General features: G+C 66.7%; 21 protein-coding genes. 13 read left to right on the top strand and 8 right to left on the bottom strand.

Features of this window, described 5'->3' with window-relative positions:
* The first annotated feature begins 25 nt into the window (after positions 1-25).
* The 4 genes from ASD86_RS12840 (at position 26) to ASD86_RS12825 (ending at position 5,278) form a co-directional block, all read left to right on the top strand.
* Positions 26-1,708: an OFA family MFS transporter gene (locus tag ASD86_RS12840; RefSeq protein WP_056111008.1), complete on the top strand. Its 1,683-nt coding sequence runs from the start codon at positions 26-28 to the stop codon at positions 1,706-1,708.
* Positions 1,709-1,868: 160 nt separating this feature from the next.
* Entirely contained in the window at positions 1,869-2,672 is an 804-nt protein-coding gene (gene fdhD / locus ASD86_RS12835; protein ID WP_056112668.1) for a formate dehydrogenase accessory sulfurtransferase FdhD, read from the top strand.
* 16 nt (positions 2,673-2,688) lie between these two features.
* Positions 2,689-5,040 carry an FdhF/YdeP family oxidoreductase gene (locus ASD86_RS12830; protein ID WP_056111007.1) on the top strand — a complete coding sequence of 784 codons (2,352 nt, stop codon included), beginning with the start codon at positions 2,689-2,691 and terminating at the stop codon, positions 5,038-5,040.
* Complete coding sequence (locus tag ASD86_RS12825) at positions 4,976-5,278, top strand: hypothetical protein (RefSeq protein WP_056111005.1); 303 nt, start codon at positions 4,976-4,978, stop codon at positions 5,276-5,278. The genes ASD86_RS12830 and ASD86_RS12825 overlap by 65 nt, the downstream gene beginning before the upstream one ends.
* Before the next feature lie 307 nt (positions 5,279-5,585).
* Here the strand turns inward: ASD86_RS12825 and ASD86_RS12820 are convergent, their stop codons facing one another.
* Positions 5,586-5,936, bottom strand: a complete 351-nt coding sequence (locus ASD86_RS12820; protein WP_056111004.1) for a GFA family protein — start codon at positions 5,934-5,936, stop codon at positions 5,586-5,588.
* 126 nt (positions 5,937-6,062) lie between these two features.
* On the opposite strand from ASD86_RS12820, the gene ASD86_RS12815 reads away from it, so the two are divergent.
* The 3 genes from ASD86_RS12815 to ASD86_RS12805 all read left to right on the top strand — a co-directional run bounded on the left by ASD86_RS12815 (position 6,063) and on the right by ASD86_RS12805 (position 8,646).
* Positions 6,063-6,482: a VOC family protein gene (locus ASD86_RS12815; RefSeq protein WP_056111002.1), complete on the top strand. Its 420-nt coding sequence runs from the start codon at positions 6,063-6,065 to the stop codon at positions 6,480-6,482.
* Positions 6,479-7,390 (top strand): DUF72 domain-containing protein, encoded by a 912-nt coding sequence (locus tag ASD86_RS12810; RefSeq protein WP_082578317.1) that lies wholly within the window; start codon positions 6,479-6,481, stop codon positions 7,388-7,390. The genes ASD86_RS12815 and ASD86_RS12810 overlap by 4 nt, the downstream gene beginning before the upstream one ends.
* Before the next feature lie 284 nt (positions 7,391-7,674).
* The gene (locus ASD86_RS12805; protein WP_056111000.1) at positions 7,675-8,646 is read left to right on the top strand and encodes an aldo/keto reductase; all 972 of its coding nucleotides are present in this window, start codon (positions 7,675-7,677) and stop codon (positions 8,644-8,646) included.
* Positions 8,647-8,943: 297 nt separating this feature from the next.
* Here ASD86_RS12805 and ASD86_RS12800 read toward each other — a convergent pair whose 3' ends face one another.
* Entirely contained in the window at positions 8,944-9,594 is a 651-nt protein-coding gene (locus tag ASD86_RS12800; RefSeq protein WP_056110995.1) for an NAD(P)-dependent oxidoreductase, read from the bottom strand.
* Between the two features lie 83 nt (positions 9,595-9,677).
* Here ASD86_RS12800 and ASD86_RS12795 point away from each other — a divergent pair, with 83 nt between their 5' ends.
* Entirely contained in the window at positions 9,678-10,577 is a 900-nt protein-coding gene (locus ASD86_RS12795) for a LysR family transcriptional regulator (protein WP_200957251.1), read from the top strand.
* 356 nt (positions 10,578-10,933) lie between these two features.
* Here the strand turns inward: ASD86_RS12795 and ASD86_RS12790 are convergent, their stop codons facing one another.
* Complete coding sequence (locus ASD86_RS12790; protein WP_056110993.1) at positions 10,934-11,848, bottom strand: cyclase family protein; 915 nt, start codon at positions 11,846-11,848, stop codon at positions 10,934-10,936.
* 188 nt (positions 11,849-12,036) lie between these two features.
* Entirely contained in the window at positions 12,037-12,966 is a 930-nt protein-coding gene (locus ASD86_RS12785) for a DMT family transporter (RefSeq protein WP_082578316.1), read from the bottom strand.
* 386 nt (positions 12,967-13,352) lie between these two features.
* Between ASD86_RS12785 and ASD86_RS26735 the strand changes: the two genes are divergently transcribed.
* Positions 13,353-14,237 (top strand): LysR substrate-binding domain-containing protein, encoded by an 885-nt coding sequence (locus ASD86_RS26735; RefSeq protein ID WP_056110991.1) that lies wholly within the window; start codon positions 13,353-13,355, stop codon positions 14,235-14,237.
* 135 nt (positions 14,238-14,372) lie between these two features.
* Positions 14,373-14,759, top strand: coding sequence for a hypothetical protein (locus tag ASD86_RS26730; protein WP_056110989.1), 387 nt, complete (start codon positions 14,373-14,375; stop codon positions 14,757-14,759).
* 18 nt (positions 14,760-14,777) lie between these two features.
* Here ASD86_RS26730 and ASD86_RS12770 read toward each other — a convergent pair whose 3' ends face one another.
* The 3 genes from ASD86_RS12770 to ASD86_RS12760 form a co-directional block, all read right to left on the bottom strand.
* The gene (locus ASD86_RS12770) at positions 14,778-15,314 is read right to left on the bottom strand and encodes a TfoX/Sxy family protein (protein ID WP_056110987.1); all 537 of its coding nucleotides are present in this window, start codon (positions 15,312-15,314) and stop codon (positions 14,778-14,780) included.
* Positions 15,315-15,361: 47 nt separating this feature from the next.
* Positions 15,362-17,812, bottom strand: coding sequence for a TonB-dependent receptor (locus tag ASD86_RS12765; protein WP_082578315.1), 2,451 nt, complete (start codon positions 17,810-17,812; stop codon positions 15,362-15,364).
* Positions 17,813-18,113: 301 nt separating this feature from the next.
* Positions 18,114-19,526, bottom strand: coding sequence for a M1 family metallopeptidase (locus ASD86_RS12760; RefSeq protein ID WP_157476574.1), 1,413 nt, complete (start codon positions 19,524-19,526; stop codon positions 18,114-18,116).
* 468 nt (positions 19,527-19,994) lie between these two features.
* On the opposite strand from ASD86_RS12760, the gene ASD86_RS12755 reads away from it, so the two are divergent.
* Complete coding sequence (locus tag ASD86_RS12755) at positions 19,995-21,194, top strand: glycoside hydrolase family 64 protein (protein WP_056110985.1); 1,200 nt, start codon at positions 19,995-19,997, stop codon at positions 21,192-21,194.
* A 264-nt stretch (positions 21,195-21,458) separates the two neighbouring features.
* Here the strand turns inward: ASD86_RS12755 and dbpA are convergent, their stop codons facing one another.
* The gene (dbpA, locus tag ASD86_RS12750; protein WP_056110983.1) at positions 21,459-22,871 is read right to left on the bottom strand and encodes an ATP-dependent RNA helicase DbpA; all 1,413 of its coding nucleotides are present in this window, start codon (positions 22,869-22,871) and stop codon (positions 21,459-21,461) included.
* A 199-nt stretch (positions 22,872-23,070) separates the two neighbouring features.
* On the opposite strand from dbpA, the gene ASD86_RS12745 reads away from it, so the two are divergent.
* Positions 23,071-23,640, top strand: a complete 570-nt coding sequence (locus tag ASD86_RS12745) for a hypothetical protein (RefSeq protein ID WP_056110980.1) — start codon at positions 23,071-23,073, stop codon at positions 23,638-23,640.
* A 145-nt stretch (positions 23,641-23,785) separates the two neighbouring features.
* A complete protein-coding gene (locus ASD86_RS12740; RefSeq protein WP_056110978.1) occupies positions 23,786-24,316 on the top strand; it encodes a GreA/GreB family elongation factor in 531 nt (176 codons plus the stop codon).

Genomic DNA, 24,316 nt, shown 5'->3' with positions numbered 1-24,316 from the left:
CGGCACGAATCAGAGGGGTCCACGCATGTCCAATCAGAGCGCGGTGATCGCAGCACCGTCATCGGCCACGGAAGGCTTGCTGTCCAAGGAGCGCATCGTCGCCAAGCCCGGTTTCAACCGCTGGCTGGTCCCGCCGGCCGCGCTGGCGATCCATCTGTGCATCGGCATGGCCTACGGCTTCAGCGTGTTCTGGCTGCCGCTGTCGAAGGCGATCGGCATCGAGCAACCGCTCGACTGCGCCAAGGACATGAGTTTCTTCGCGCGCATGGTCGCCACCGGCTGCGACTGGAAAGTCAGCGAACTGAGCTGGATGTACACCCTGTTCTTCGTGCTGCTGGGCTGCTCGGCGGCGATCTGGGGCGGCTGGCTGGAACGCGCGGGACCGCGCAAGGCCGGCGTGGTCTCGGCGGTGTGCTGGTGCGGCGGCCTTGTGATCTCGGCGATCGGCATCAAGACCCACCAGATCTGGATGCTGTGGCTGGGCTCGGGCGTGATCGGCGGCATCGGCCTGGGCCTGGGCTACATCTCGCCGGTGTCGACGTTGATCAAATGGTTTCCCGACCGCCGCGGCATGGCCACCGGCATGGCGATCATGGGCTTCGGCGGCGGCGCGCTGATCGGCAGCCCGCTCGCCGACATGCTGATGAAGCACTACGCCACCGCGACCTCGGTCGGCGTGTACGAAACCTTCCTGACCATGGCCGCGCTGTATTTCGTGTTCATGATGGGCGGCGCGTTCGGCTACCGGGTGCCGCCGAGCGGCTGGAAACCCGCGGGCTGGACGCCGCCGGCCGCGAGCAGCAACGCGATGATCACCCAGCAGCACGTGCACGTGAAAAAGGTCTGGGGCATCCCGCAGTTCTGGCTGCTGTGGGGTGTGTTGTGCCTCAACGTCTCCGCCGGCATCGGCGTGATCGGCATGGCTTCGCCGATGTTGCAGGAAGTGTTCGGCGGCAAGTTGATCGGCGTCGACGGCGGGATCAAGTCGCTCGACGCGACCCAGTTGGGCCTGATCGCGACCATCGCCGCGGGCTTCACCGGGCTGCTGAGCCTGTTCAACATCGGCGGACGCTTCTTCTGGGCCTCGACCTCGGACTACATCGGCCGCAAGGCGACCTACGTGGTGTTCTTCGTGCTCGGCTTCGCCCTGTACGCGTCCGCGCCGACGGCCGGTTCGGCCGGCAGCATCGGCGTGTTCGTGGCGATCTTCTGCGTGATCCTGTCGATGTACGGCGGCGGTTTCGCGACCATCCCGGCGTACCTGGCCGACTTGTTCGGCACCCAGATGGTCGGCGCGATCCACGGCCGCCTGCTCACCGCCTGGGCCACCGCCGGCATCCTCGGGCCGGTCGTGGTCACCTACATGCGCGACTACCAGCTCGGCCTGGGCCTGCCGCCTTCGCAGGTCTACAACACCACCATGTATATCCTGGCCGGGATGCTGGTGCTGGGCCTGTTGTGCAATCTGATGGTGCGCCCGGTCGCGCAGAAACATTTCATGACGCCGGAGGAACTGGCGCGCGAAAAAGCCCTCGCCCACGAGAAGACCGGCAGCAACGGCGGCGCCTTGTACACGCCCGAGCAGATGGCGCAGGTCGGCCATGGCGGCAACCCGCTGCTGGTGTTCGCCGCCTGGGCCGCGGTCGGGATTCCGCTGGCCTGGGGCGTGTGGGTCACCTTGCAGAAAGCCTTCGTGCTGTTCCACTGAGGCCGCGAGCCGGACGCTGAGCGCAGCGTCCGGCGCTACACATCCAATGAACCGATCCTCGCCGACACCGCATCCGTCCCATCGCACCGAGTCATCGGCGGATGCGGCTGCGCCGGCCAGTACAGCCGCGACCGCCACGGCCGGCGCGGTACAACGCAAGGTGCAGCGGCGCCGCGGCGAACGCGTGGCCGAAGCGCTCGACGCGATCGCCGCCGAAGTGCCGGTCGCGTTGTCGTACAACGGCACGCCGTTCGCGGTGATGATGGCCACGCCCGACGATCTGACCGATTTCGCCCTGGGCTTCTCGCTCAGCGAAGGCATCGTCGCGAGCGCGCAGGAATTGCGCGTCGACGCCATCGACACCTCGCTCGAAGGCATCGCCATCGCCTTGAGCATTCCCGAGGCGCGCGCCGCCGCGCTCGATCAACGCCGGCGCAATCTGCAGGGCCGCAGCGGCTGCGGCGTGTGCGGCACCGAAAGCATCGAAGCGGTGCTGCGTCCGCCGCCGCGCCTGCCCGACAGCGCACCGATCCAGTTGCACGCTCTGCAACGCGCCCTGCGCGAACTGCGCCAGCAGCAACCGCTCAACGCATTGACCGGCGCCACCCATGCCGCCGGCTGGGCCGATCGCGACGGCCGCGTGCTGTTCGTGCGCGAAGACGTCGGCCGCCACAACGCCCTGGACAAACTGATCGGGGCGCTGTCGACGCGCGCGATCGATCCGCTGTCGGGGTTCGCCGTGGTCACCAGCCGCGCCAGTTTCGAGATGGCGATGAAGGCCGCGCAAGCCGGCATCCCGCTGTTGGCCGCGATCTCCGCGCCGACCGCGTTGGCGATCGCACTGGCCGACTCGGCCAACCTCACCTTGATCGGCTTCGCCCGCGACGACGGGCATGCCGTCTACACCCACGCATACCGGCTGCTCGACGACCCCGTCGACGCCAGCGGCGAAGCCGCCGCATGAATCTGGAATCGCGCCCATGAGCAAGAACCCCATTCGCCCCTACAACGGCCCCGCCGGCGGCTGGGGCGCTCTGCGCAGCGTCGCCACCCAACTGATCGAACAAGACATCCCGGTGAGCGGCGCGCGCACTTTGTTGTCGGCCAACCAGCCCGACGGTTTCGACTGCCCCGGCTGCGCCTGGCCCGACCGCGACCACACCTCGACCTTCGAGTTCTGCGAGAACGGCGCCAAGGCCGTGGCCGCCGAAGCGACCAAGCATCGCGCCACGCCGGAACTGTTCGCCGAACACACCGTCGCCGACCTAGCGCGCTACAGCGATCACTGGCTGGAAAACCAGGGCCGCCTGACCCATCCGATGCGCTGGGACGCGGCCAGCGACAAATACTTGCCGATCACCTGGGACGAAGCCTTCAACCGCATCGGCGCGCATCTGAACTCGCTCGCCTCGCCCGACCAGGCGCTGTTCTACACCTCGGGGCGCTGCAGCAACGAAGCCGCGTTCCTGTACCAGTTGTTCGTGCGCGAGTACGGCACCAACAATTTTCCCGATTGCTCGAACATGTGCCACGAACCTTCGGGCACCGCGATGAAGGCGCAACTGGGCATCGGCAAGGGCACGGTGCAGTTGCGCGATTTCGAAATCGCCGAAGCGATCTTCATCTTCGGTCAGAACCCGGGCACCAATCATCCGCGCATGCTCGGCGAACTGCGCCAGGCGTCCAAGCGCGGCGCAGCGATCGTCTCGTTCAACCCGCTGCGCGAGCGCGGCCTGGAACGATTCGCCGATCCGCAGGACAAGCTGGAGATGTTGCACAACGGCTCGACCCGCATTTCCTCGGACTATTTCCAGTTGCGCATCGGCGGCGACCTGGCCGCGGTCAAGGGCATGATCAAACGCACTCTGGAGCTCGACGCGCAGGCGCGGCGCGACGGGCGCGAGCGGGTGATCGATCTGGACTTCATCGCCGAACACACCCGCGGCTTCGATGCCTTCGTCGCCGAGGTCGAGAGCGAATCCTGGGACACGATCGTCACCGAATCGGGGCTGACCCGCGCCGAACTCGAACGCGCCGGCGATATCTACGCGCGGGCCAAGAGCGTGATCTGCTGCTGGGGCATGGGCATCACTCAGCACAAGCATTCGGTCGCGACCATCCAGATGATCGTCAATCTGATGCTGTTGCGCGGCAATATCGGCCGCCCCGGCGCCGGGCCGTGCCCGGTGCGCGGCCACAGCAACGTGCAGGGCGATCGCACCATGGGCATCTACGAAAAGCCGTCTCCGGCATTTCTCGATCGCCTGCGCGATGTTTTCGGGTTCGAACCGCCGCGTGAGCACGGCCACGACACGGTCGGCGCGATCGAGGCGATGCTCGACGGCCGCTGCAAGACCTTCTTCGGCCTCGGCGGCAACTTCGCCACCGCCACACCCGACACCGAAGCCACTCATCGCGCGCTGCGTCGCTGCGACCTCACCGTGCATGTCACCACCAAGCTCAACCGCAGCCATCTGGTGCATGGCCGCGACGCCTACATCCTGCCCTGCCTGGGCCGCACCGAGATCGATATGCAGCAGGCCGGGCCGCAGAGCGTGACGGTCGAGGATTCGATGAGCATGGTGCACCTGTCGGCCGGCATCAACGCGCCAGCCGATCCGATGCTGCTGTCGGAACCGGCGATCGTCGCGCGTCTGGCGCACGCGACCCTCGGCGCGCGCAGCAAGGTGCCGTGGCTGTGGTTGATCGGCGATTACGATCGCATCCGCGACAAGATCGCCGAGGTGTTCGACGATTTCTACGATTTCAATCTGCGCGTGCGCGTGCCCGGTGGTTTCCACCTGACCAATGCCGCGGCCGAGCGGCGCTGGCTCAATCGCGAAGCCAAGGCGCTATTCAAGCCGCATGCGGTGCCGACCGACCTACCCGTGCATCGCGCCCGCGCTAGCCGCGAGCAACCGGTGTTCACCCTGGCCACCACCCGTTCGCACGATCAGTACAACACCACCATCTACGGTATGAACGACCGCTACCGTGGCGTGTTCGGCGAACGGCGGGTGTTGTTCATCAACGCGCAGGACATCGCCGAACTGAAGCTGCAGGCCGGCGACTGGGTCGACCTGGAAAGTCTTTGCGACGACGGCGTGCGGCGCGTGGCCAAGCGCTTCCTGCTGGTCGAGTACAACATCCCGCGCGGCTGCCTGGCGGCGTATTACCCGGAAACCAATTCGCTGGTGCCGCTGTCGAGCTTCGCCGACGAAGCACGCACGCCGACGTCCAAATCGATCCCGGTGATCGTGTACCCGCATGTGGCGCAGCCGGCCCAGCAACTGCAGTCGGCCAAGGACATCGGCCTTGTCCGAGTTGACTGAGCCCTTGCTGGCGATGCTGGCCGGCGAACCTGGCGGCGTCTCGTTACCGCGCCTGTGCAAGCGGCTGGGCGTGCGCATGAGCGTGCTGCTGCGCGAACTGGCCTGGATCGGCGAAGACGCGATCGGCGATCATCCCGCGCCGGGTTGGGTGCGGGTTGAGGCGCATGGGGAGAGCAGTCTGGCGGTGTTGACTGAGCGCGGGCGGGAGCGGTTGCGCTCGGGACTCGACGCGAATTGAACCGCGGCTTACGCGGCCGATAACTCACGCGGATTGAACCGCACCACGCACGATCGAATCGTCTCGCTTATTGCTCCCTCTCCCGCTTGCGGGAGAGGGCCGGGGTGAGGGCAAACGGACCGCCGCGAAAGTCTGCTGGAAACAACGCCCTCACCCTACCCTCTCCCGCGAGCGGGAGAGGGAAAGCAAGGCATCACCCGCAACTTGGCGATTACAGTTGGGTGGCCGCAACTTGGTGGTCGCAGCTTCGCGACGTTGATTCCGTCACCACGGCACGACGCAATCTCAGCGCCAAGCCGATGCCTTATTAAAACGACCGCCCATCCACCGGCACGACCTTCACCGACTTCAAATCGATCCCTTCCAGACACCGCACATTGATCGCGGTCATCTTCGTTCCATCCGGCATCTGCCCCTGGCTGAAGGACGCAATACCGCAGCTCTTGCAGAAATGATGGTCGATCGAATGCTTGTTGAAGTGATACGTCCCAAGTTCCGCCGGATCGGTCTTAAGGCTGAAATTGCCGCGCGGCACGAACCACAGCAGGCCGCCGCGGCGCTGGCACATCGAACAATTGCAGTCGATCGCCTGGTCGATCGTGCCCTCGACCTCGTAGGCGACCTTGCCGCAGTGACAGCCGCCCGAATACTGGGTCATGTCCGAAACTCCCTTCGCCGATGAAGACGCGAGGATAACGCCGCGGCGTTATCCTCGTCGCCTGACGTGTGTCACGTCCGCTTCGCGCTGTCCACGCCGCCCGCATTCGGTCTCAAGGAGCGCCCCATGGATCCCATCGCCGGAAGCACGATCATCCCGTCCCTGCGCTACCGCAACGCGCCCGCCGCGATCGAGTGGCTGTGCCGCGCCTTCGGTTTCGAGAAACACGCCGTCTACGCCGACGGCGAGATCGTCCACCACGCCCAACTGACCTACGGACCGGGCATGATCATGCTCGGCTCGGTCGACAACGCCAGCGACTGGGGCCAACGCATCGTCCAACCCGATGAGATCGGCGGGCGCGAAACTCAGGCCTGCTCGGTCGTCGTCAGCGACGCCGACGAACATTACGCCCGCGCCCGTGCGGCCGGCGCCGACATCGTGGTCGACATCGCCGACCAGGATTACGGCGGACGCGCCTACACCTGCCGCGATCTCGAAGGCCGCCTGTGGTGGTTCGGCACCTACAACCCGTGGAACCTATGAATCGCAAACGCAGCCAATCCAACGACGCCTCCGCCTCCGGCGGCGACCTGTTCGCCTCAGCCGCGGCCGCGCCGGCCGATCCGCTCGCCGGCAACACCGGGGTCAAACCCATCGACGGCATCCGCAGCGGCATCGGCGGCTGGACCTTCGTGCCGTGGCGCAGCAATTTCTATCCCGACAAGCTGGTGCAACGGCGCGAGCTGGAATACGCCAGCCGTCAGCTCAGCAGCATCGAGATCAACGGCACCTTCTACAGCGCGCAGAAACCGGCGACCTACGCCAAGTGGGCGGCGGAAACGCCGGAGCATTTCGTGTTCTCGCTCAAGGCGCCCGGCCGCATCACTCAGGGCGGCGCGCTGGCCAAGGCCGCGTCGGGCGCGAAAGCCTTCATCGAAGGCGGCCTGGCCGAATTCGGCGAGCGGCTCGGGCCGATCCTGTGGCAACTCGCGCCCAGCCGCGTATTCGATCGCGACGACCTGGCCGCGTTTCTCGACGCGCTGCCGCGCACGCTCGAGGGCCGTCCGCTCAAGCACGTGCTGGAAGTGCGCCATCCCGGTTTCCTACAAGCCGACTACCTGGCGCTGGCGCGCGAGCGGCGCATCGCCACGGTGTTCACCGATTCCGATCAATACCCCTCCTTGGCCGACATCACCGGCGATTTCGTCTACGCCCGGCTGATGGGTTCGCGCGCGGGCATTCCGACCGGTTACCCCGACGACGAGCTCGACGCCTGGGCGCGACGCGCGAAGGCTTGGGCGCGCGGCGAGGACAATCCGGATTTGCCGCATGTCGCCGCGCCGCTCGCCGCCGGTCCGGCGCGGGAGGTGTTCGTGTACTTCATCAGCGCGGCGAAGGAGCGAAATCCCGCTGCGGCGATGCGGTTGTTGCAGAAGTTGGGCGCACGGTGATGGGTTGGCGTTGCTCGACGTTGGGTCTGATCTGGCTTGATGATGTCGCTTGGCGAATGGTTGCGCCGCAATCGTAGTGTCGCGGTCGCGGCTTGCGCCGCTCCTACAGTCGGCTCACGAGACCGCGTCGCGCATTTGCCACTCGCGCCGTTCCCGCATCGGCCCCTGTAGGGGCGGCGCAAGCCGCGACCGCGCCAACGCAACGTCCGCCGCCGCCCTCTATCGCCCGTCCACTCACCACCCGCCACCCTCATCAGCCACTGCGATTTCCAACGAGTCCACCCATGACCACTCGTCGCGATTTCCTCAGCACCGCCTCGCTCGCCGCCACCGGTTTCGCGCTCGCACCCCTCGCCGCCTGCAGTCAAGAATCGCCGCCGCCGGCATCCAACGCCGCGGCAGCCGCGCCCGCCGAAACGCCCTTCGTCGGCCCACTGCTCAAGCGCAAGATCCCGAGCACCGGCGAATCGATCCCGGTGATCGGCATGGGCACCTCGGGCAGTTTCGAAGTCGGCCGCGACGAGGCCGCGCGCGCACCGCTGCGCGAAGTGCTCAAGCGTTTCGTCGACGCCGGCGCCAGCGTCATCGATACCGCGCCGACCTATTCCAGCGCCGAAGACGCGCTGGGCGATCTGGTGACCGAGGCCAAGCTGCGCGATCGATTGTTCCTGGCGACCAAGTTGTCGGGGGTCAGCGGCATCGAGGAAGGACGGCGGCAATTCGGCGAATCGCTGCGCCGGCTGCGCACCGATCGCATCGACCTGTTGCAGGTGCATAACCTGCGCGACACCCGCGTCCAGTTCGCGCTCGCGCGCGAGCTCAAGCAACAGGGCAAGGTGCGATTGATCGGCCTGACCCACTACCGCGACGAAGCGCATGCCGAACTGGCCGACGAGATGCGTGCGCTCAAGCCCGACTTCGTGCAGATCAACTATTCGGTGGTTTCGCGCGGCGCTGAGCGGACGATTTTCCCGCTCGCGCGCGAACTCGGCATCGCGGTGATGGTCAATCGCGCGTTCGAGGACGGGCGCTTGTTCGCCCAGGTCAAAGGCAAGCCGCTGCCGGCGTGGGCGATCGAGATTGGCGCGGATTCGTGGGCGCAGTTGCTGCTGAAATTCGTGCTCAGCGAGGCGACGGTAACGGTGGTGATACCGGCGACGTCGAAACCGCGCAATCAGAGCGACAATCTGAAGGCCGGGGTTGGGGTGATGTTGGATGCGAAGCAGCGTGAGGCGTTGGTGGTGGCGGTGGGGTGAGGGGCTTGGTTGCCTCGCTCGACGCTGCGCTTTTTTTTCCGAACTTCCGACACCGATGCCTCCTTCCTACCGTCATTCCCGCGAACACGGGCTCCGCTTTACTTCGGCGCAGCCGAACATCCAGGGCCTTTCGTGCGAGAACGCTTGAAGTCACTGGATTCCCGCGTTCGCGGGAATGACGGTCTTGAAGGATGACGTTGAAATCTCGGAATCCCCGCCTTGGCAGGGATGACCATCTGGAAAGATGACGCTGAAGCCTCTGGATCCCCGCCTTCGCGGGGATGCCGGCCTGCAAGATCAGTAAGCCACGGTAAACCGCTTGCGCGAATACGCCGGCTGCTCCAGCTCATCGATCATCGCCACCGCATAGTCCTGCACCGAGATGTTGCTCTCGCCCTGCGCGTCGACCAGCAACTGATCGCCGCCGATGCGGTAACGGCCGGTGCGCTCGCCCGGCACCAGATGCGCGGCCGGCGACAGGAAGGTCCAGTCGAGATCGCGCTCCTCGCGCAAGGTGTTCAGCACGCTGCGCATCGCCTCGGCGCCGTCGCGGTATTCGGCCGGGAAACCGGGCTGGTCGAGCACCTGTTGGCCCGGCGCGATTTCCAGGCTGCCGGCGCCGCCGACCACGAGCAGGCGCGGCACGTCGGCCTGCTTCAGGCCCGCGACGATCTGAGCGTAACCGGCGACGGTCTCGGCGCCGAGATTCGGGTTCTTCCAGCCTCCGGCGTTGAACGAGGCGATCACCGCGTCGCTGCCGCGTACCAAGGCCGCAACCGTGGCCGCGTCGCCGCCGTCGATGGTCGCCGCCTTCGCGCTCAGACCGTCGTGGGCCGGCAAACCGGCGGTGTCGCGGGCAATGGCGGTGACGCGGTGGCCGCGCTGCAGCGCTTCCTGGAGCAGGGCGCGGCCGACGTAACCGGTGGCGCCGATCAGAACGATGTTCATGGGGAACTCCTGTGGTGGATGGGACGGGATATAGTCTGCTCGCTAACAAGCCAGCCGATAATCCGGCCCTGGACGCTATCACCATGAAGCTGGACTTCACGATAGACCGCCTCAAGCGCATGGCCCTGTTCGCCCGGGTGGTCGAGCTGGGCTCGATGAGCGCGGCCGCGCGCGAGCTCGACATGACCCCGTCCGCGGTCAGCCAGCAGCTGCGCCAACTGGAGGCCGAGACCGGCGTGGTGCTGCTGCACCGCTCCACCCGCAAGCTCACCACCACCGAAATCGGCCAGGCCTATTACGAGGATTGCGCGGCGATGCTGCACGCCGCGCGCAATGCCGACGGCCGCCTGGGCGATCTGCGCGATGAGCCGCGCGGCGAGTTGCGCATCGCCGTGCCGGTGGGCTTCGCCTCGCATCTGGCGCCGGCGCTGGCGCCGTTGCTGCGCGCTTATCCGGCGCTGTCGCTGCGGGTGTTCGCCGACGACCGCCAGATCGACTTGATCGCCGAACGCATCGATCTGGCGATCCGGGTGGGACGGCTGGCCGATTCCAACCTGATCGCGCGGCGCATGGCCGAATGGCGGCACCTGCTGGTGGCCGCGCCCGAGTACGCGCGCGAACACGGCCTGCCGCGGACGCCGGAGGAACTCGCGCAACATCCGATGTTGATCCTGAGCGTGATGAACCAACCCGAATACGTCGACATGCATCGCGACGGCGAGCCCGCGCGGCGGGTGCGGGTCGGCGGACGCATCGTCAGCAACAGCTCGCGCACCTTGATGGAAATGATGCTGCAGGGCTTGGGCATCGTGCGCTTACCCGAGCCCGACGCGACGCCGCTGCTGGCCGACGGTCGCGCGGTGCGGGTGCTGCCGGACTGGTCGATGCCGCCGCTGGGCGTATTCGCAGTGACCGCGCAGCGCGATGCGCAGCCGGCGAAGGTGCGCATGGCGATCGCGGCGTTGCAGGCGTATTTGCAGTAGTCGGCGCCGAGGTGTGGCCGTCGTGATCGATCGCCGACAACTGACAGGAAAGCGTCGGGGCTGAAGCCCCACCCACAAAAGACCTCGTCGCTTCGCAGTATTTGCAGCAGCGCTTCAGCGTCGATGCTGCTCGATCAGATGCGATCGAACTTTCACCGCCCCACTTCCAAACAACCTCACTTCGCTACCGCGAGATCTTTTGTGGGAGGGGCTTCAGCTCCGACGCCGTTCGATCCGATGCAATCGGACCTCCACCCTGGCCGCTTCTAAACAACCACACTTCGCTGCCACGAGGTCTTTTGTGGGAGGGGCTTCAGCCCCGACGCCTTTCGATCAGCAAAGGTTAGACCTCCAGCTCAGCCAACCGATGCAACAGCAACAGCGATCTTCGCCAGCGCCCGCACCGGAAACGTCCCCATGCCCTTCACCTTCGGCGGCACCGCGCTGAAGCTGAAACCGCTGTCGGGCAACGCCGCCAGATTGCGCAGGTGTTCGACGATCAAGATGCCCGCGCCGAGCAAGGTCGAATGCACCGGCCGCGACTTGCCGCGAGTGTCGTCGATATTCACCGAGTCGATCCCGACCAGCTTGACCCCGCAGTCGCGCAGCCACTGCGCGGCCGCTTCGGTCAGGAACGGATGATCGACGCCATACGCCGGCGTGGCGAAATGCACATCCCAGCCGGTATGCACCAACACCGCGCGGCCGCGCAGTTCCAGGTCGCGGAAATGGCTGTCGTCGATGGCCTGCACCGACGCCGGCACGCGCACCACGATCGCGTCGAGGTCGGCGCAGTCTTCCGGCCCGATCTGCGACAAGTCCTTGCCGTTCTCGTAGCGATGCGAAGGACAGTCGATATAAGTGCCGGTGTTGGCGACCATGTCGATGCGCCCGATCTGAAACTGGGTGCCCTCCTCGTACAACTCGCGCGAACGCTCGCGGCTGAGGTAGTCGCAGATATGCGTGGCCGGCATTCCCGGGTAGGTCACCAGGCCGTCTTCGATGGTGTGGCTCAGGTCGATGTAGCGGATCTCGCCGCCTTCGATCGCGCCGGCCGTGCGCTTGTGCGCCTCGACCAGGATGGTCTTGTTGAGGATGCGCGCGGGTCCGACCATCAGCAGGCGCAGGTCGCGCACGATGTAGTCGATCAATTCGGCATCGCCGATGTCGTCGCCGTCGATGTCGAGGCGAAAGCCCTGGCCTTGCAGGCCGCCGCCGTTGCTGAATTCGATTTCGAAGTCGAATTGGACGCGGTGTTGGGTCGAGGTCAAAGGATTCTCCGCGAAGGACGATTGCGATGGCCGGCGCGATGAATGCTATTGCCCGTCATTCCCGCGAAGGCGGGAATCCAGGGCTTCACCGCGACAGGACTCTGAAGTCTCTGGATCCCCGCCTTCGCGGGGATGACGAATTGAAATTACCCGGGCCAGCCAGTGTCCCGCGCGCGACCGGAGGAAACCTACTTCGCCGCCCGCTGACTCAACGCCACGCTGCCCAGAATCAACGCCGCCGCGATCAGCATCGTCAGCGTCAAAGGCTCGCCCAGCAGCATCCAACCCCAAGCCACTCCGAACAGCGGCACCAAGTACGTCACCGCGACCGCGCGGCCCGCGCCGATGCGCTGGATCAGCCGGTAGTACATGACGAAGGCGATGCCGGTGCAGACCACGCCGAGCATTGAGGCGGAGAACCACGACTTGGCCGGGATCGCATGATCGGGCCAGTAGGCGATCGCGAACGGCAGCATCAACAGCGCCGACGTGCCCAAGGTCGCCGCCGCGACCGCCGCGGCCGGCAGGCCGGTCAGCTGGCGCCGCACCAAGTTGGCGCCAATGCCGTACAGGAACGCCGCGGTACAGCCGGCCGCGACCGCCCAGCCGATGCTCGCGCCGGCGGTCTTGCCGCTGGCCAGCACGACCACGCCGGCGAATCCGGCCAATAGCGCGATCGCGCGCTGGGTGCCGATCTTCTCGCCGAAGAACAGGAACCCGACCAAGGCGGTGAACAGCACCGCCATCGAATTGGTGATCGCGCCGATTCCGGCCGGCGCGCGCTGCGCGGCCCAGGCGAACAGGATGAAGGGGATCGCCGAATTGATCAGGCCGATCATCGCCAGCTTGGCCCAGATCGCGCCCTTGAACGACGCCCGCGCCTTCCACAGGAACGGCAGCAAGATCAGCGCGCCCAGGCCCAGGCGCATTTCCACCAGCGGCACCGCGCCGAAGTCTTTCGCCGCCACCCGCATGAACAGGAACGACGAGCCCCAGATCGCGCCGAGGATGGTCAGTTCCAACGGCGTGCGCCAACTCTGCACGGTCGCGGCTTCATCGGTCGGTGCGGCGGCGGGCTGCGCATCGGTAGGCAGGCGGAGCGATGGAGACGTACTCATGGGAACCTCGCGAAGCGACGAAGACGGTACCGGGGCGTGGGGGCGCCGGCTTGCGAATCTGGGGGCAGCGTGCAGCGATCGGCGCGCCGGCGATATCCGAATTCTCGACGCCGACATCGCGTCGCGCGGTGAAGTTCGAAAGCGCGAATCAAGTGCGGTTCGCGGCCGCTCGGATCACCCGCAGGTCGCCGGTAAACGGCGTGCGGATACACCGGAAAGCTGTCGTCGTCCGCACATCCCGCCAAGCAACTTGCCGGTTCCGTCGTGGCTCGAAATCCGGCCCTGACGACAATCTGGCTTTTCCCTGACGCCTATTCTGACTGGCCGCCAAAGTCATGCAAGCGCATACTTTCGAACCCAGCCACAAATATTACTCAAGGCTCGATATGGCGCTCAGAGCGGACTGGCTGCCGGCCCTGGCGGCGTTCGAAGCGGCGGCGCGGCATCAGAATTTCGCCCACGCCGCCGAGGAACTGCATCTGACCGCCAGCGCGGTCAGCCACCACGTGCGCAAGCTCGAAAGCCGGCTCGGCCTGAGCCTGTTCCAGCGCCACGCGCGCGGGGTCGCGCTGACCGACCAGGGCCGCCAGCTCGCCGATGCCGCCGGCACCGCGCTGGCCGACATGGACGGCGTGCTGCGCAGCCTGCGCTTGGCGCGCGAGGAGCGCGATCGGGTCCGCATCACCACCCTGCACTCGCTCGCCTACACCTGGCTGCTGCCGCGCCTGGGCGGATTCACCCGCGCCCATCCGCACATCCAGTTGCGGGTCGATACCGAGATCGCGCTGACCCGCTTCGACGACAGCGGCCCCGACCTCGGCGTGCGCCACGGCGCCGGCCATTGGCCGGGACTGACCGCGCATCATCTGATGGACGACGCCTTGTTCCCGGTCGCCTCGCCGGCGTTTCCCGGCATCGATCAGGTGACCGAGCCGGCGCAGATCGCCGAGCTGCCGTTGCTCGCCGATCAGGCGCGGCAAGGCTGGCACGACTGGTTTCGCGCCGCCGACGTGCATGGCCGCAAGCTTGAGGAACGCTACATCTTTAGCAACACCACCGACGCGATGATGGCGGCCGCGCAAGGCATCGGCGTGGCGCTGGCGCGCGAGCAGATCGTGGTGCCGTACCTGCGCTCGGGTCAGCTGATCCGCCTGCCCGGCCCGTCGATGCCGGCGCGTTGGGGGTACTACGCGATCTATCCCTCGCACCGGCGGCTGCGGCCGGCGGCGCAGGCGTTTCTGGATTGGTTGCTGGCGGTGGATAAGCGCTGAAAGCGCGGCGCGCCATGATTCGACCCGCCTTCGCCGGTCCGGACTTCGCCGTCGCTTCACGTTGACCGGTCAGGGTTCCCGTTGCCGGGGCGAGCGCGAATCGGCGGTCGCCGCCTAATCTTCGTGGGAACTCGCATGCGCCTGGAATCGATCGCCGCCATCGCCGCCGCGTTGTTGCTGAGCGGATGCTCCGATACTCCGCTGAGCGTCACCAACCATTCCGCCATCGAATTGCGCGAGGTCGAAGTGATCGGGGCGGGCTTCGTCCAGCGCTTCGAGCGCATCGCGCCGGGGCAGACCGTGGACGCGGACGTCGAACCCCTCGGCGAATCCAACATTAGCGTGCAGTTCAAAGCGGGCGATCGCATCGTCGCGCAGGGCGCGGACATTTACTTCGAAGGCGGCGGCAACTGGGAAGTCGCGGTCGAAGTACGGCCCGATCTGAGCACGAAAGCTGATTCGAAGATCACGGGCATGCCGGTGACCGAAGCCATCTTTCGATGGATCGGCCTCATCCGCTGAGCGACTGCCGCTGCGTAGTCAGCGCGCGCCTTTTGGCTTCGGTCTGGCTTTCTTCGGGGCGGCCTTCTTCGATGCGGCCTTCTTGATCGCGGATTTCTTCGGCGCGGATTTCGGCTTCGCCCCGGTTTTTGCTGTTGGCTTGGGTTTCGACTTCGTCGTCGTCCCGGCAACCTGCTTCGCCGCGCCGGTGCCCTTGGATGTCGTCGCCGCCTTGCGCTTCTTCGGCGGCGCGTTCGCCTTGCGCAACGCCGCTTCGAACGCCAGCACCAACCACGGCTTCATATCCTGCGGCGAATCCATCGCCGCCTCCGGCACCGACCAGTAACTGGTCGGCACCGTCTCGCCGCGCCGCGTGTACATGAAAGGCTCGCTGTCGGCCGCGCGGAAACGCTCGCGGGTTTGATCGTCGACCTTCAGATACAGCACGTCATCGGAGATCAATCCGATCATCACCCCATCGTGGTAGATGCCATGGCCGCCGAACATCCGGCGCGCGCTGAGCGCGCCGAAGTCCGAGGCGACGTCCTGCAGGTGGGCGATAAGATCGGCGCTCATGGCTTCGATCTTATCGCCGTTGTCGCCACCGCGTCAGCGTCGCGCGATCAGAACTTATGCCACAGGCGCACGAAGTAGGCCGTGCCGTTCAAACCGAACTGGACGCTGTCGAAGATGTGTCCGTTGTCGGTTTCGTCCGGGTTCTGCCGGCTCGGCTTGACGTTGAACAGGTTGGTGGCGCCGACGGTGAGCTTGGTGTTTTCGCTGAACGCGTAGGTCACGCTCAGGTCGGCCGAGCTCCTGGACTTGTAGCGCGCGTTCGGCACGCCGGCGGCGGTGCCCGAGAACGTGCCCAAGGTCTGCGGGCCGAAATAGATCAGCTTGAGGTTGCCGTCCCAGGCGCCGCGCGACAGGTCGAAGCCGAGCACGGCCTTGGACTTCGGCGCGCCCTGCTCGATGAACAAGCGCTCGCGCTCGGACAACAGCACGTCCTCGCGGCCGACCAGGGCCGGCGGCGCGTGGATCGCGTTGACCTTGGTGCGGTTGAGGTTCAAGGCGAAGAAGGTGCCGAGCTTGAAGTCGTTGCCGAGTTCGCGTTCGTTGTTGAAGGTGAAGTCCACGCCCTCGGTGCGGGTATCGACCGAGTTGACGAAGAACTGCGCCTGGCCGACGCCGAGCGAATCGAGGATCGAACCGATGGTCGGATCGGTGGTGTCGAAGCGGCCGCTGAGCACGATGCGGTCGTCAATGTCGATGCGGTACGCATCCAATGTCAACGACGTATCCGCGGTCGGCGACCAGGTCAGGCCGAGGGTGTAGTTGCGCGATTTTTCCTTGGTCAGCAAAGGCAGGCCGGCGGCATTGGCGATGGTGCCGCCGTTGGGCGCGATCACCACGTCGACCGGCTCGCCGTTGACGAAGTCGGTAATGGTCGAGGAGAAGTACTTCTGCTGCAGCGACGGCGCGCGGAAACCGGTGCTGGCCGAGGCGCGGAACATCAAGGTGTCGGTGGCGCGGAAACCGGCGGCGAGCTTGCCGGTCGTGGTCTTGCCGAAATCGCTGTAGTCCTCGTATCGCACCGCCACGCCGGCGGTGAAGCGCTCGGTGAAGTCGGCTTCGACGTCGGCATACGCGGCCCAGCTGTCGCGGCTGTGGCTGCCGGCATCGCCGGGCTGGAAGCCCGGGAAGCCCTGGCTGCCGGCGTTGCCGCCGACGCCCACGCCGTCGGCGTCGATGTAGGACCCCGGTTCGCCGGCGAAGATCTTGTACTTCTCATCGCGGCGTTCCAGGCCGAAGGCCACGTTGAGGCCGTTGAACACTTGATCGTAGAAGCGGTTGATGTCGAGGTTGACGGTGTTCTGTTCGAACGAGAACCCGCCGGCGTTGAAGCTGCGCGCGCTCACGCCCTGGCCGCCGCCCAGCAGATCGAGATTGGCCAGCGAAGCGTTGAGGGTGTTGTTGATGGTGTAGCGCAGCTTGTTGTAACCGTGGGTGTAGGAAAGATCGGCGTTCCACTCGCCCAGGGTGCCGCGCAGGCCGAGGATGCCGAAGCGGTCGTCGAGCTCGCCGTCGATGAAGGGCACGAAACCGTCGGGGTACATCGCCGCGGAGTTGCGCGAGGGAATGTCCTCCGAGCCCAGGCCGTCGCGCGCGAACGCGGCCGAGGATGCGTCGCGCTTCTGCACGCCGAGGGTGAAGTACAGATCGAGGTTCTCGGTCAGCGGCTTGTCGCCGTTGAGGAACAAGGTTTCGTTGCGGACCTTCGAGTCGCCGATGATGCGCGGGCTGCCGGCCGGTTCGGAGCGGTCGGAACGGCCGCGGTCCTGCCACTCGCCGGTGATGCCGAGGCTGCCGTCGCTGCCCAGGCTGAAGCCGCAGTACGCGCTGGCCAGCCAGTTCTCGCCGTCGCCCTTGGAATACTGGCCGTAACCGGCGACCGCTTCGCAGCCTTTGCGCTTCTTCAGCGAGATGTTCATGACACCCGCGATCGCGTCCGAACCGTACTGCGCGGCGGCGCCGTCGCGCAGGATCTCGACGCTGTCGATCGCCATCAGCGGAATGGTGTTGAGGTCGGTGCCGGTGTTGCCGCGATTGCGCGCGCCGAACAGATTGAGCAGCGCGGTGGTGTGGTGGCGCTTGCCGTTGACTAGCACCAGGGTCTGGTCCGAGCCCAGGCCGCGCAGCGCGGCCGAGTCGACCAGGTCGGCGCCGTCGGCGCCGCTCTGGCGGGTCGAGTTGAACGAGGGCGCGGCGTATTGCAGCGACTGGGCGAGGTCGAACTGGGCGCCTTCCTCGGCGTTCTTGGCCATCGGCAGCACATCGACCGGCGAGATCGAGGTGGTGTCGGACGAGCGCTGACTGCGCCGCGAACCGAGCACCGACACCGTCTCCAGGGTGCGCGCCTCGCTGGCCGGTGCCGGCGCCGGAGCGGCGTCCTGGGCCTCCTGGGCCAGTGCGGTGCCGGCGAACAAGCCGCTGGCCAGCGATAGCGCGCAGGCGCTGTAGAGGCTGGCGCGGTGCAGGCGGGCACGGCGGGGGGCGAGGCGGGGCTGGGTCATGGCGTGAGTCCTTGCTGGGTCTGGCTGGGGCGATCGCCTAGCCTAAAGCCAACACGCCTGTTTGCGCACAGCGTCCGAGCCGAAAACGTGAAGTGTGATGCAGGCACGATCACGGGACCCGCGGATCGCGAGCCGGTGCCGGCGTGTCGCGCTCACGACGTTCGCGATCGCCACGTCCCAAAGGGTAGGAGCGGCGTGAGCCGCGACCGCGAACCCTCGCCAGCGTCGCAGGCAAGATGTCGCGATCGCGGCTCACGCCGCTCCTACAGTGGGGTTGCGTCGCTTCGGTGAGGCCGATGCCCTACTTCGCCATACCCTCGCCCGACTCCACCCAGCGCGCGAAAAACCCCGACAGATCGCGCCCGCTCGCGCGCTCCATCGCCTGGCGGAAATCCGAGGTCACCACCGAATGGCCGTAATGCGCGCGGGTGTACGCGCGGATGCCGCGCCAGAACGCGCGCTCGCCGAGTTCTTCGCGCAGCAGATGCAGCACGTAGGCACCCTTCTGGTACACCACCGCGCGATCGTCGGCGCTGGGCCGCGACCACGAGGCGTACACCAGCGCGTGGTCCTTGCCGTCGGCGCGCAGTTTGTCCAGCCGCCGCTTCCACTGCTCCACCCGCTCGCGGTAACTGTCTTCGCCGAAGCGGTGCTGCATGTACGCGGCCGCCATGAAATTGGCGAAGGCCTCGTTGAGCCAGAAGTGGCCCCATTCGCGGCAGGTGATGCGGTTGCCCCACCACTGGTGGGCGATCTCGTGCGCGATCAGCGACTGCGCCTCGGGCTTGTCCAGCACTTCGCGGCCGTAGGCTTCCGACATCAGCGAAAACCCGTCCAGTTCCTGGCCGATGGTCTTGGCCACCAGCGCCTGGGTGTAGGGGCCGCGATAGCGGATGCCGGCGCGGCGGCCGAAGAAACGCAGCATGTCGGCGCTGTCGGCGAACACCCGGCGCAGTTGCGCGCTGTCGAGCTCGCCCGACAGATAGCGAAGGTCGCCGTTTTCGCCGCTGCCGCTGGCTTCGTTGTAGCGGCCGGCGGCGAAGCCGTAGACGTAACTCGGCATCGCCTGATCCTGACGCCAGCGGTACGAATCGCGACGCCCGCCGAGCGCCGACTTCGCCACCAGCCGGCCGTTGCCGACCGCTTTGAGGCCGCTGGGCACGGTCAGGGTCAGGTCCAGGGTCGCGCGTTCGGACGGCGCGTCGATGCACACCAGCCATTGGCTGGTCGAGAAGATCGTATAGACCTCGTTGCGCTCGGGATGGAATTCCAGGCCGTGGCGCGGCGCGCCGTGATAAGCGATGTCGATCTCGCGACGCTCGCCCGCGACCGCCGGCATCGGCAGGCGGATGCGCACGCGCTTGTCGATCTTTTCGAAGCCCAGCGCCTTGCCGTGCTCGCGCACCGTGTCGATCTCCAGATCGCCGGCGTCGAATTCGATCGACTGCGCGCCGCCGCTACGCATCGCCAGCCGGATCGCGACCTCGCCGCGCAGCGTGCGGGCGGCGATATCGGGTTCGATCCGCGCGGTGTAATGCAGCACGTCGAGGTTGGCGCCGGCGCGTTCGGGCGACATCTGCGCCGCAGCCGAGAAGCTCAGCGCAAACGTGGCCCAGGCCAGCGCCACGGCCGCATGGCGGCTCAATGTGCGAGCCGCGCCGCGGCGTGGTGCGCGCGACGAACGCGGCGCGATAAAGCTTGCTGCATCGTGCATATCAACTCCGTTCTACCCCTCGCGGCGCGCATCCTGGCGCGGCGCGGTCCAGATATCGATCGATCCGGCTGTCGATGATCGCCGATGTGGACGCGCGGCTGAACCCCGGCCGTTCATGAAGCAGCACGCGGCGCGGGGACAGCGCGCGAGCGGACCGATCCGGCAAGCCCTCGATGCGGGCCGCATCGGCGCGAACCGGACCACCGTTCAGCATCGCGCATCGCACCCGGGCCTTCGCCCGTTCACGCTTGCCGATCTGCGCCCCCGATCACTGACAGCGCTGTCAGCTATAGGACATGGTGCGGGCCGTGAGCGCAGGCGCGCGGGCGATCGCGTCGCGGGCGATCACGCCCATCCACGTCAAGCTCTCATGCTTTTCGCGGCGCCTCGCGCGTCGCCCCGACTGATCCGGCCCGTGGCCGAGCTCGGGAAAGCCCAGGGGCTTGCCTCGCTCAGGAGCCCCATCGCATGGTCACTCGCCGCAACTTCCTCGGTGCCTCGGCCGCCGCGCTCGCCGCCGGCGTCGCCGGTCCGCTGGTGTCGCGCTCGGCCCTCGCCGCCACGCCCGCGCGTTTCACCCTCAACCTGGTCAACGCCTCGGGTCAGAACACCGCTTACGCCTACGTAGTCGGTTTCTCCAACAACCAGCCGCTGTTCGTGCGCGCCGACGGCAGCAGCTATTACCCGCCCTCGCCTTCGGCGCCGGTCACCCCGCTCGGCGCGGATTGCGCGATCCCGCTCGGCGGCCAGGGCTCATCGACGCGCGTCGCGGTGCCGCGCATGTACGGCGCGCGCATCTACGTGGTCACCGGCAGCAAGCTCAACTTCTACGTCAATCCCGGCCCGGCCGTGGTCCACCCGAGTTTCCTCAACACCAGCGACACCAATTTCCAGAAGAACTGGACCTTCGCCGAGTTCACCTTCAACGAGTGGGAGCTGTTCTCCAACATCAGCTACGTCGACTTCGTCGCCGCGCCGCTGGGCCTGTCGCTGCGCTCGCTGTCGGGCCGGGTCGAAACCATTCCGGGTCTGCCGGCCGGTTCGCTCGATCCGATCTGCTACGCGTTGCAACAACAGGCGAGCCAGGAAGGTTCGGCCTGGAACTCGCTGATCCAGCGCGGCAGCGACGGCCGCAACTTGCGCGCGATGAGCGCGCACTACCAAGCCAGCCGGTTCCAGAATTATCTCAGCGGCTACATCAACTCGGTCTGGAGCAAATACGCATCCAACACGTTGACCGTCGACACCCAGTCCGGCTTCGGCGTGTTGACCGCGCGGGTCGGTGGCGACGGCCTGCTGCGCTTCAACAACGGCGAGACCTTCGCCCGTCCGAGCACCGCCGACGTGCTCAGCTGCGACAGCGGCCCCTTCAGCCTGGCCGGCGCCAGCGAGGTGCGCAAGGCGATCATTCCGCGCCTGGCCGCGGCGCTCAATCGCACCACCCTGCTCGACAACGCCAACCAGCCGCAGGGCGAAGTCGCCAGCCGCTTCTACCGCAATGCGCAGACCAACCACTACGCGCGACTGGTTCATGAGCGCCTGCCCGACAACCGCGGCTACGCCTTTCCCTACGACGACGTGTCGCCGAGCGGCGGCCAGGATTTCAGCGGCGCGGCGCGTTCGGGCGATCCGGATACGTTGACAGTGACGGTGCGCGCATTGCGGTGAATGGTCGCGATGCGTCGCCGCCATGGGGCGCGCGGCGCATCGCGTTCACGGCGTGCCCAGCGCCATGCTGTGGCGACGGCGGCTATTGCCATCTCGCGACGTAGGCACGATCACGCCCTGTAGGAGCTGCGCAAGCTGCGACCGTGACATCGCGTTTACGACGCAACCGCGGTGGCGCGGTCGCGGCTCGCGCCGCTCCTACAGTCGGCCTGCGGCGATCCGGCAACCGCTGTCGCTAGGCAATCGCAAACGCAAACGCAAAGATCAAATCCGACTGACCCGAAACTTGCGCCCCTTGATCTTGCCTTCGCGCAAGCGCGCCAGCGCCGCGCCGGCCTGGCCGGTTGCGACGGCGACGTAGGAACGCGTCGCGTAGACATTGATCTTGCCGACCGCCTCGGCCTTCAGACCGGCATCGCCGGTCAGCGCACCGAGGATGTCGCCGGGGCGCAGCTTGTCGGTCTTGCCGGCGTCGATGCGCAAGGTCGCCATCGGCGCGGCCGGCGCGTTCTTGGCCTTGCCGCTCAGCGGTTCGGCGCGACGCCAGTGCAACGGCGCGCCCTGGTTTTGTTCGATCTGCTGGGCGCGGCCGGTTTCGCGCGGGCCGCACAGGCTCAGCGCGACGCCGCCGCGACCGGCGCGGCCGGTACGGCCGATGCGATGCACGTACACGTCCGGATCGGTCGGCAGGTCGTAGTTGACCACCGCGCCGAGGTCCTCGACGTCGAGCCCGCGCGCGGCCACGTCGCTGGCGACCAGCACGTTGCAGCTGCGGTTGGCGAACCGCACCAGCACTTCATCGCGATCGCGCTGCTCCATGTCGCCGTGCAGGGCCAGCGCGGTGAAGCCGTAATGGCTCAGCGAGCCGACGACTTCCTCGGTGTCCTTGCGCATATTGCAGAACACCACGCACGATTCGGGCCGGTATTCGAGCAACAACGCGGCGAGCAGAGGCGTCTTGCGGGTCGGTTCGACCTCATAGAAATACTGCTCGATCTGCGGCGCGGTGGCCTCGCCTTCGACCGTGACCTCGAGCGGCTCGCGCATAGCGGCGCGCGCGAGATCGCGAATCGCATCGGGAAAGGTCGCCGAGAACAGCAGGCTCTGACGGGTCTTCGGGGTCTTGGCGACGATCTCGCGCATCGGCTCCTCGAAGCCCATGTCGAGCATGCGGTCGGCTTCGTCGAACACCAGGGTACGCACACCGTCGAGCTTGAGCGCCTTCTTGCGCAGCAATTCCTGCAGGCGGCCCGGCGTGCCGACAACCACATGCGGCGCATGTTCCAGCGAGGCCAGTTGCGGGCCGAGCGGCATGCCGCCGCACAGCACCGAGACTTTCAGATTGGCGATCGCGAACGCCAGCTTGCGCAACTGGTTGCCGACCTGATCGGCGAGCTCGCGGGTCGGGCACAGCACCAGCGCCTGGGTGCGGATCGCGGCGGGATCGAGCCGCTGCAGCAGGCCCAGGCCGAACGCCGCGGTCTTGCCGCTGCCGGTCGGGGCCTGCGCGATCAGATCGCGGCCTTCCAGGATCGCCGGCAAGGCGCGCGCCTGCACCGGGGTCATCACGGTATAGCCCAGCGCGGCCACGCCCTGCAGCAGGGCCGGGCTCAGGGCGAGGGAATCGAAAGCGGTGGCGGCCGCGACGGCGGCGGCGGGCGGAAGTTGATCGGTCATGCGCCATGATCGCAGCTTCGGGCGCCACCCGCCCGGAAAACCCGTCCGTGGCGGCATCCTGGCTCCGGCGTAGAACATTCAGACAGGGATATCGACGGTACCGGGCATCGCTTCGCTGCCCCCACCCGCCCCACATCGTCCTATCCTGTCACCGCAGCGCCTCAGAACTCCCCACCGCCACCGATCCGGAGGCCGTCCCATGGAGCAGTTCCTGCATATCCGCGTCCTGCTCGGCATCGTGCTGGGCCTGGCCATCACCACCTTGCTCAAGGGCCTGGCCCGCTTCGTCCAGCATCCCGGCCGCGAACGCGTGTTCTGGGTGCATATCGGCTGGGCGATCTCGATGTTCACCCTGCTCGCGCACTTCTGGTGGTGGGAGTTCCGCCTGGTGCACCTGACGCAGTGGAGCTTCGTGTCGTTCGCGTTTCTGATCGCCTATGTCGTGGTCCTGTTCCTGCTATGCACCTTGCTGTTTCCCGACGACATCGGCGACTACGAGGGCTGGCAGGATTACTTCCTGTCGCGGCGCACCTGGTTCTTCGGGATCATGGCGGTGACCTACGTGATCGACTTCGGCGATACCCTGATCAAGGGCCGGTCGTATTTCGAGGCCTTCGGCATCGAATACCCATTGCGCAATCTGGCCTATGTAGTCATGTGCCTGATCGCCATGCGCACCCGTTCGTTGCGCTTTCATCGGATCTTCGTGATCGTCAGCCTGCTGTATCAATTATCGTGGATCTATCGGCTTTACGATTTCGTCGAGTGAACGCGCGCGCGGATATGCGTCCATGGATACCGGGCAATAGACCGCACAATCCACAAGCTTGCACATTCGGTCCGATCGCATCGCTCACCCCGATGCAACCTCGATTCGTCTACATTGGACCGATGCCCGATCCGACCGTTTCCGCATGAGCCGCGCCTTCGTCAAGGAAGGCGATGGCGACGACAGCACCGGCGATCTGCCCGAGCTGCCGATCAGCGAACATCCCAACTACGTCACCCCGCGCGGCATGGCGTTGCTGCGCTCGCGCCTGGACGACACCTCGCGCCGCCTGGCCGCGCTCGACGCGGAAATCGCCGCGGCGAGCGAAGACGACGGCGGCGGCGAACGGGTCGGGGTCAAGCTCGAACGCGCCCACGTCCATCGCGATATCCGCTGGCTGCAGGCGCGCATCCTCGGCGCGATCACCATCGCGCCCGAACGCCAGCCGCCCGACCGGGTCGCGTTCGGCGCGCGCGTGGAATTGATCGACGAGGAGGGCAACGAACACCGCTATCGCATCGTCGGCGAAGACGAAGCCGACCCCGAGCATGGCCTGATCAGCTGGGTTTCGCCGCTGGCGCGCAGCCTGCATGGCGCGCGAGTCGGCGACAGCGCGGTATGGAAACGGCCAGCCGGGGATCTCAACGTCGAAGTGCTGGCGATCGAATACGGCTGA

The organism is Lysobacter sp. Root690 (assembly GCF_001427785.1).
Lineage (GTDB): Bacteria > Pseudomonadota > Gammaproteobacteria > Xanthomonadales > Xanthomonadaceae > Lysobacter.
The sequence above is the reverse complement of the archived record's forward strand: the minus strand, read 5'-3'. Positions and strand labels throughout refer to the sequence as shown.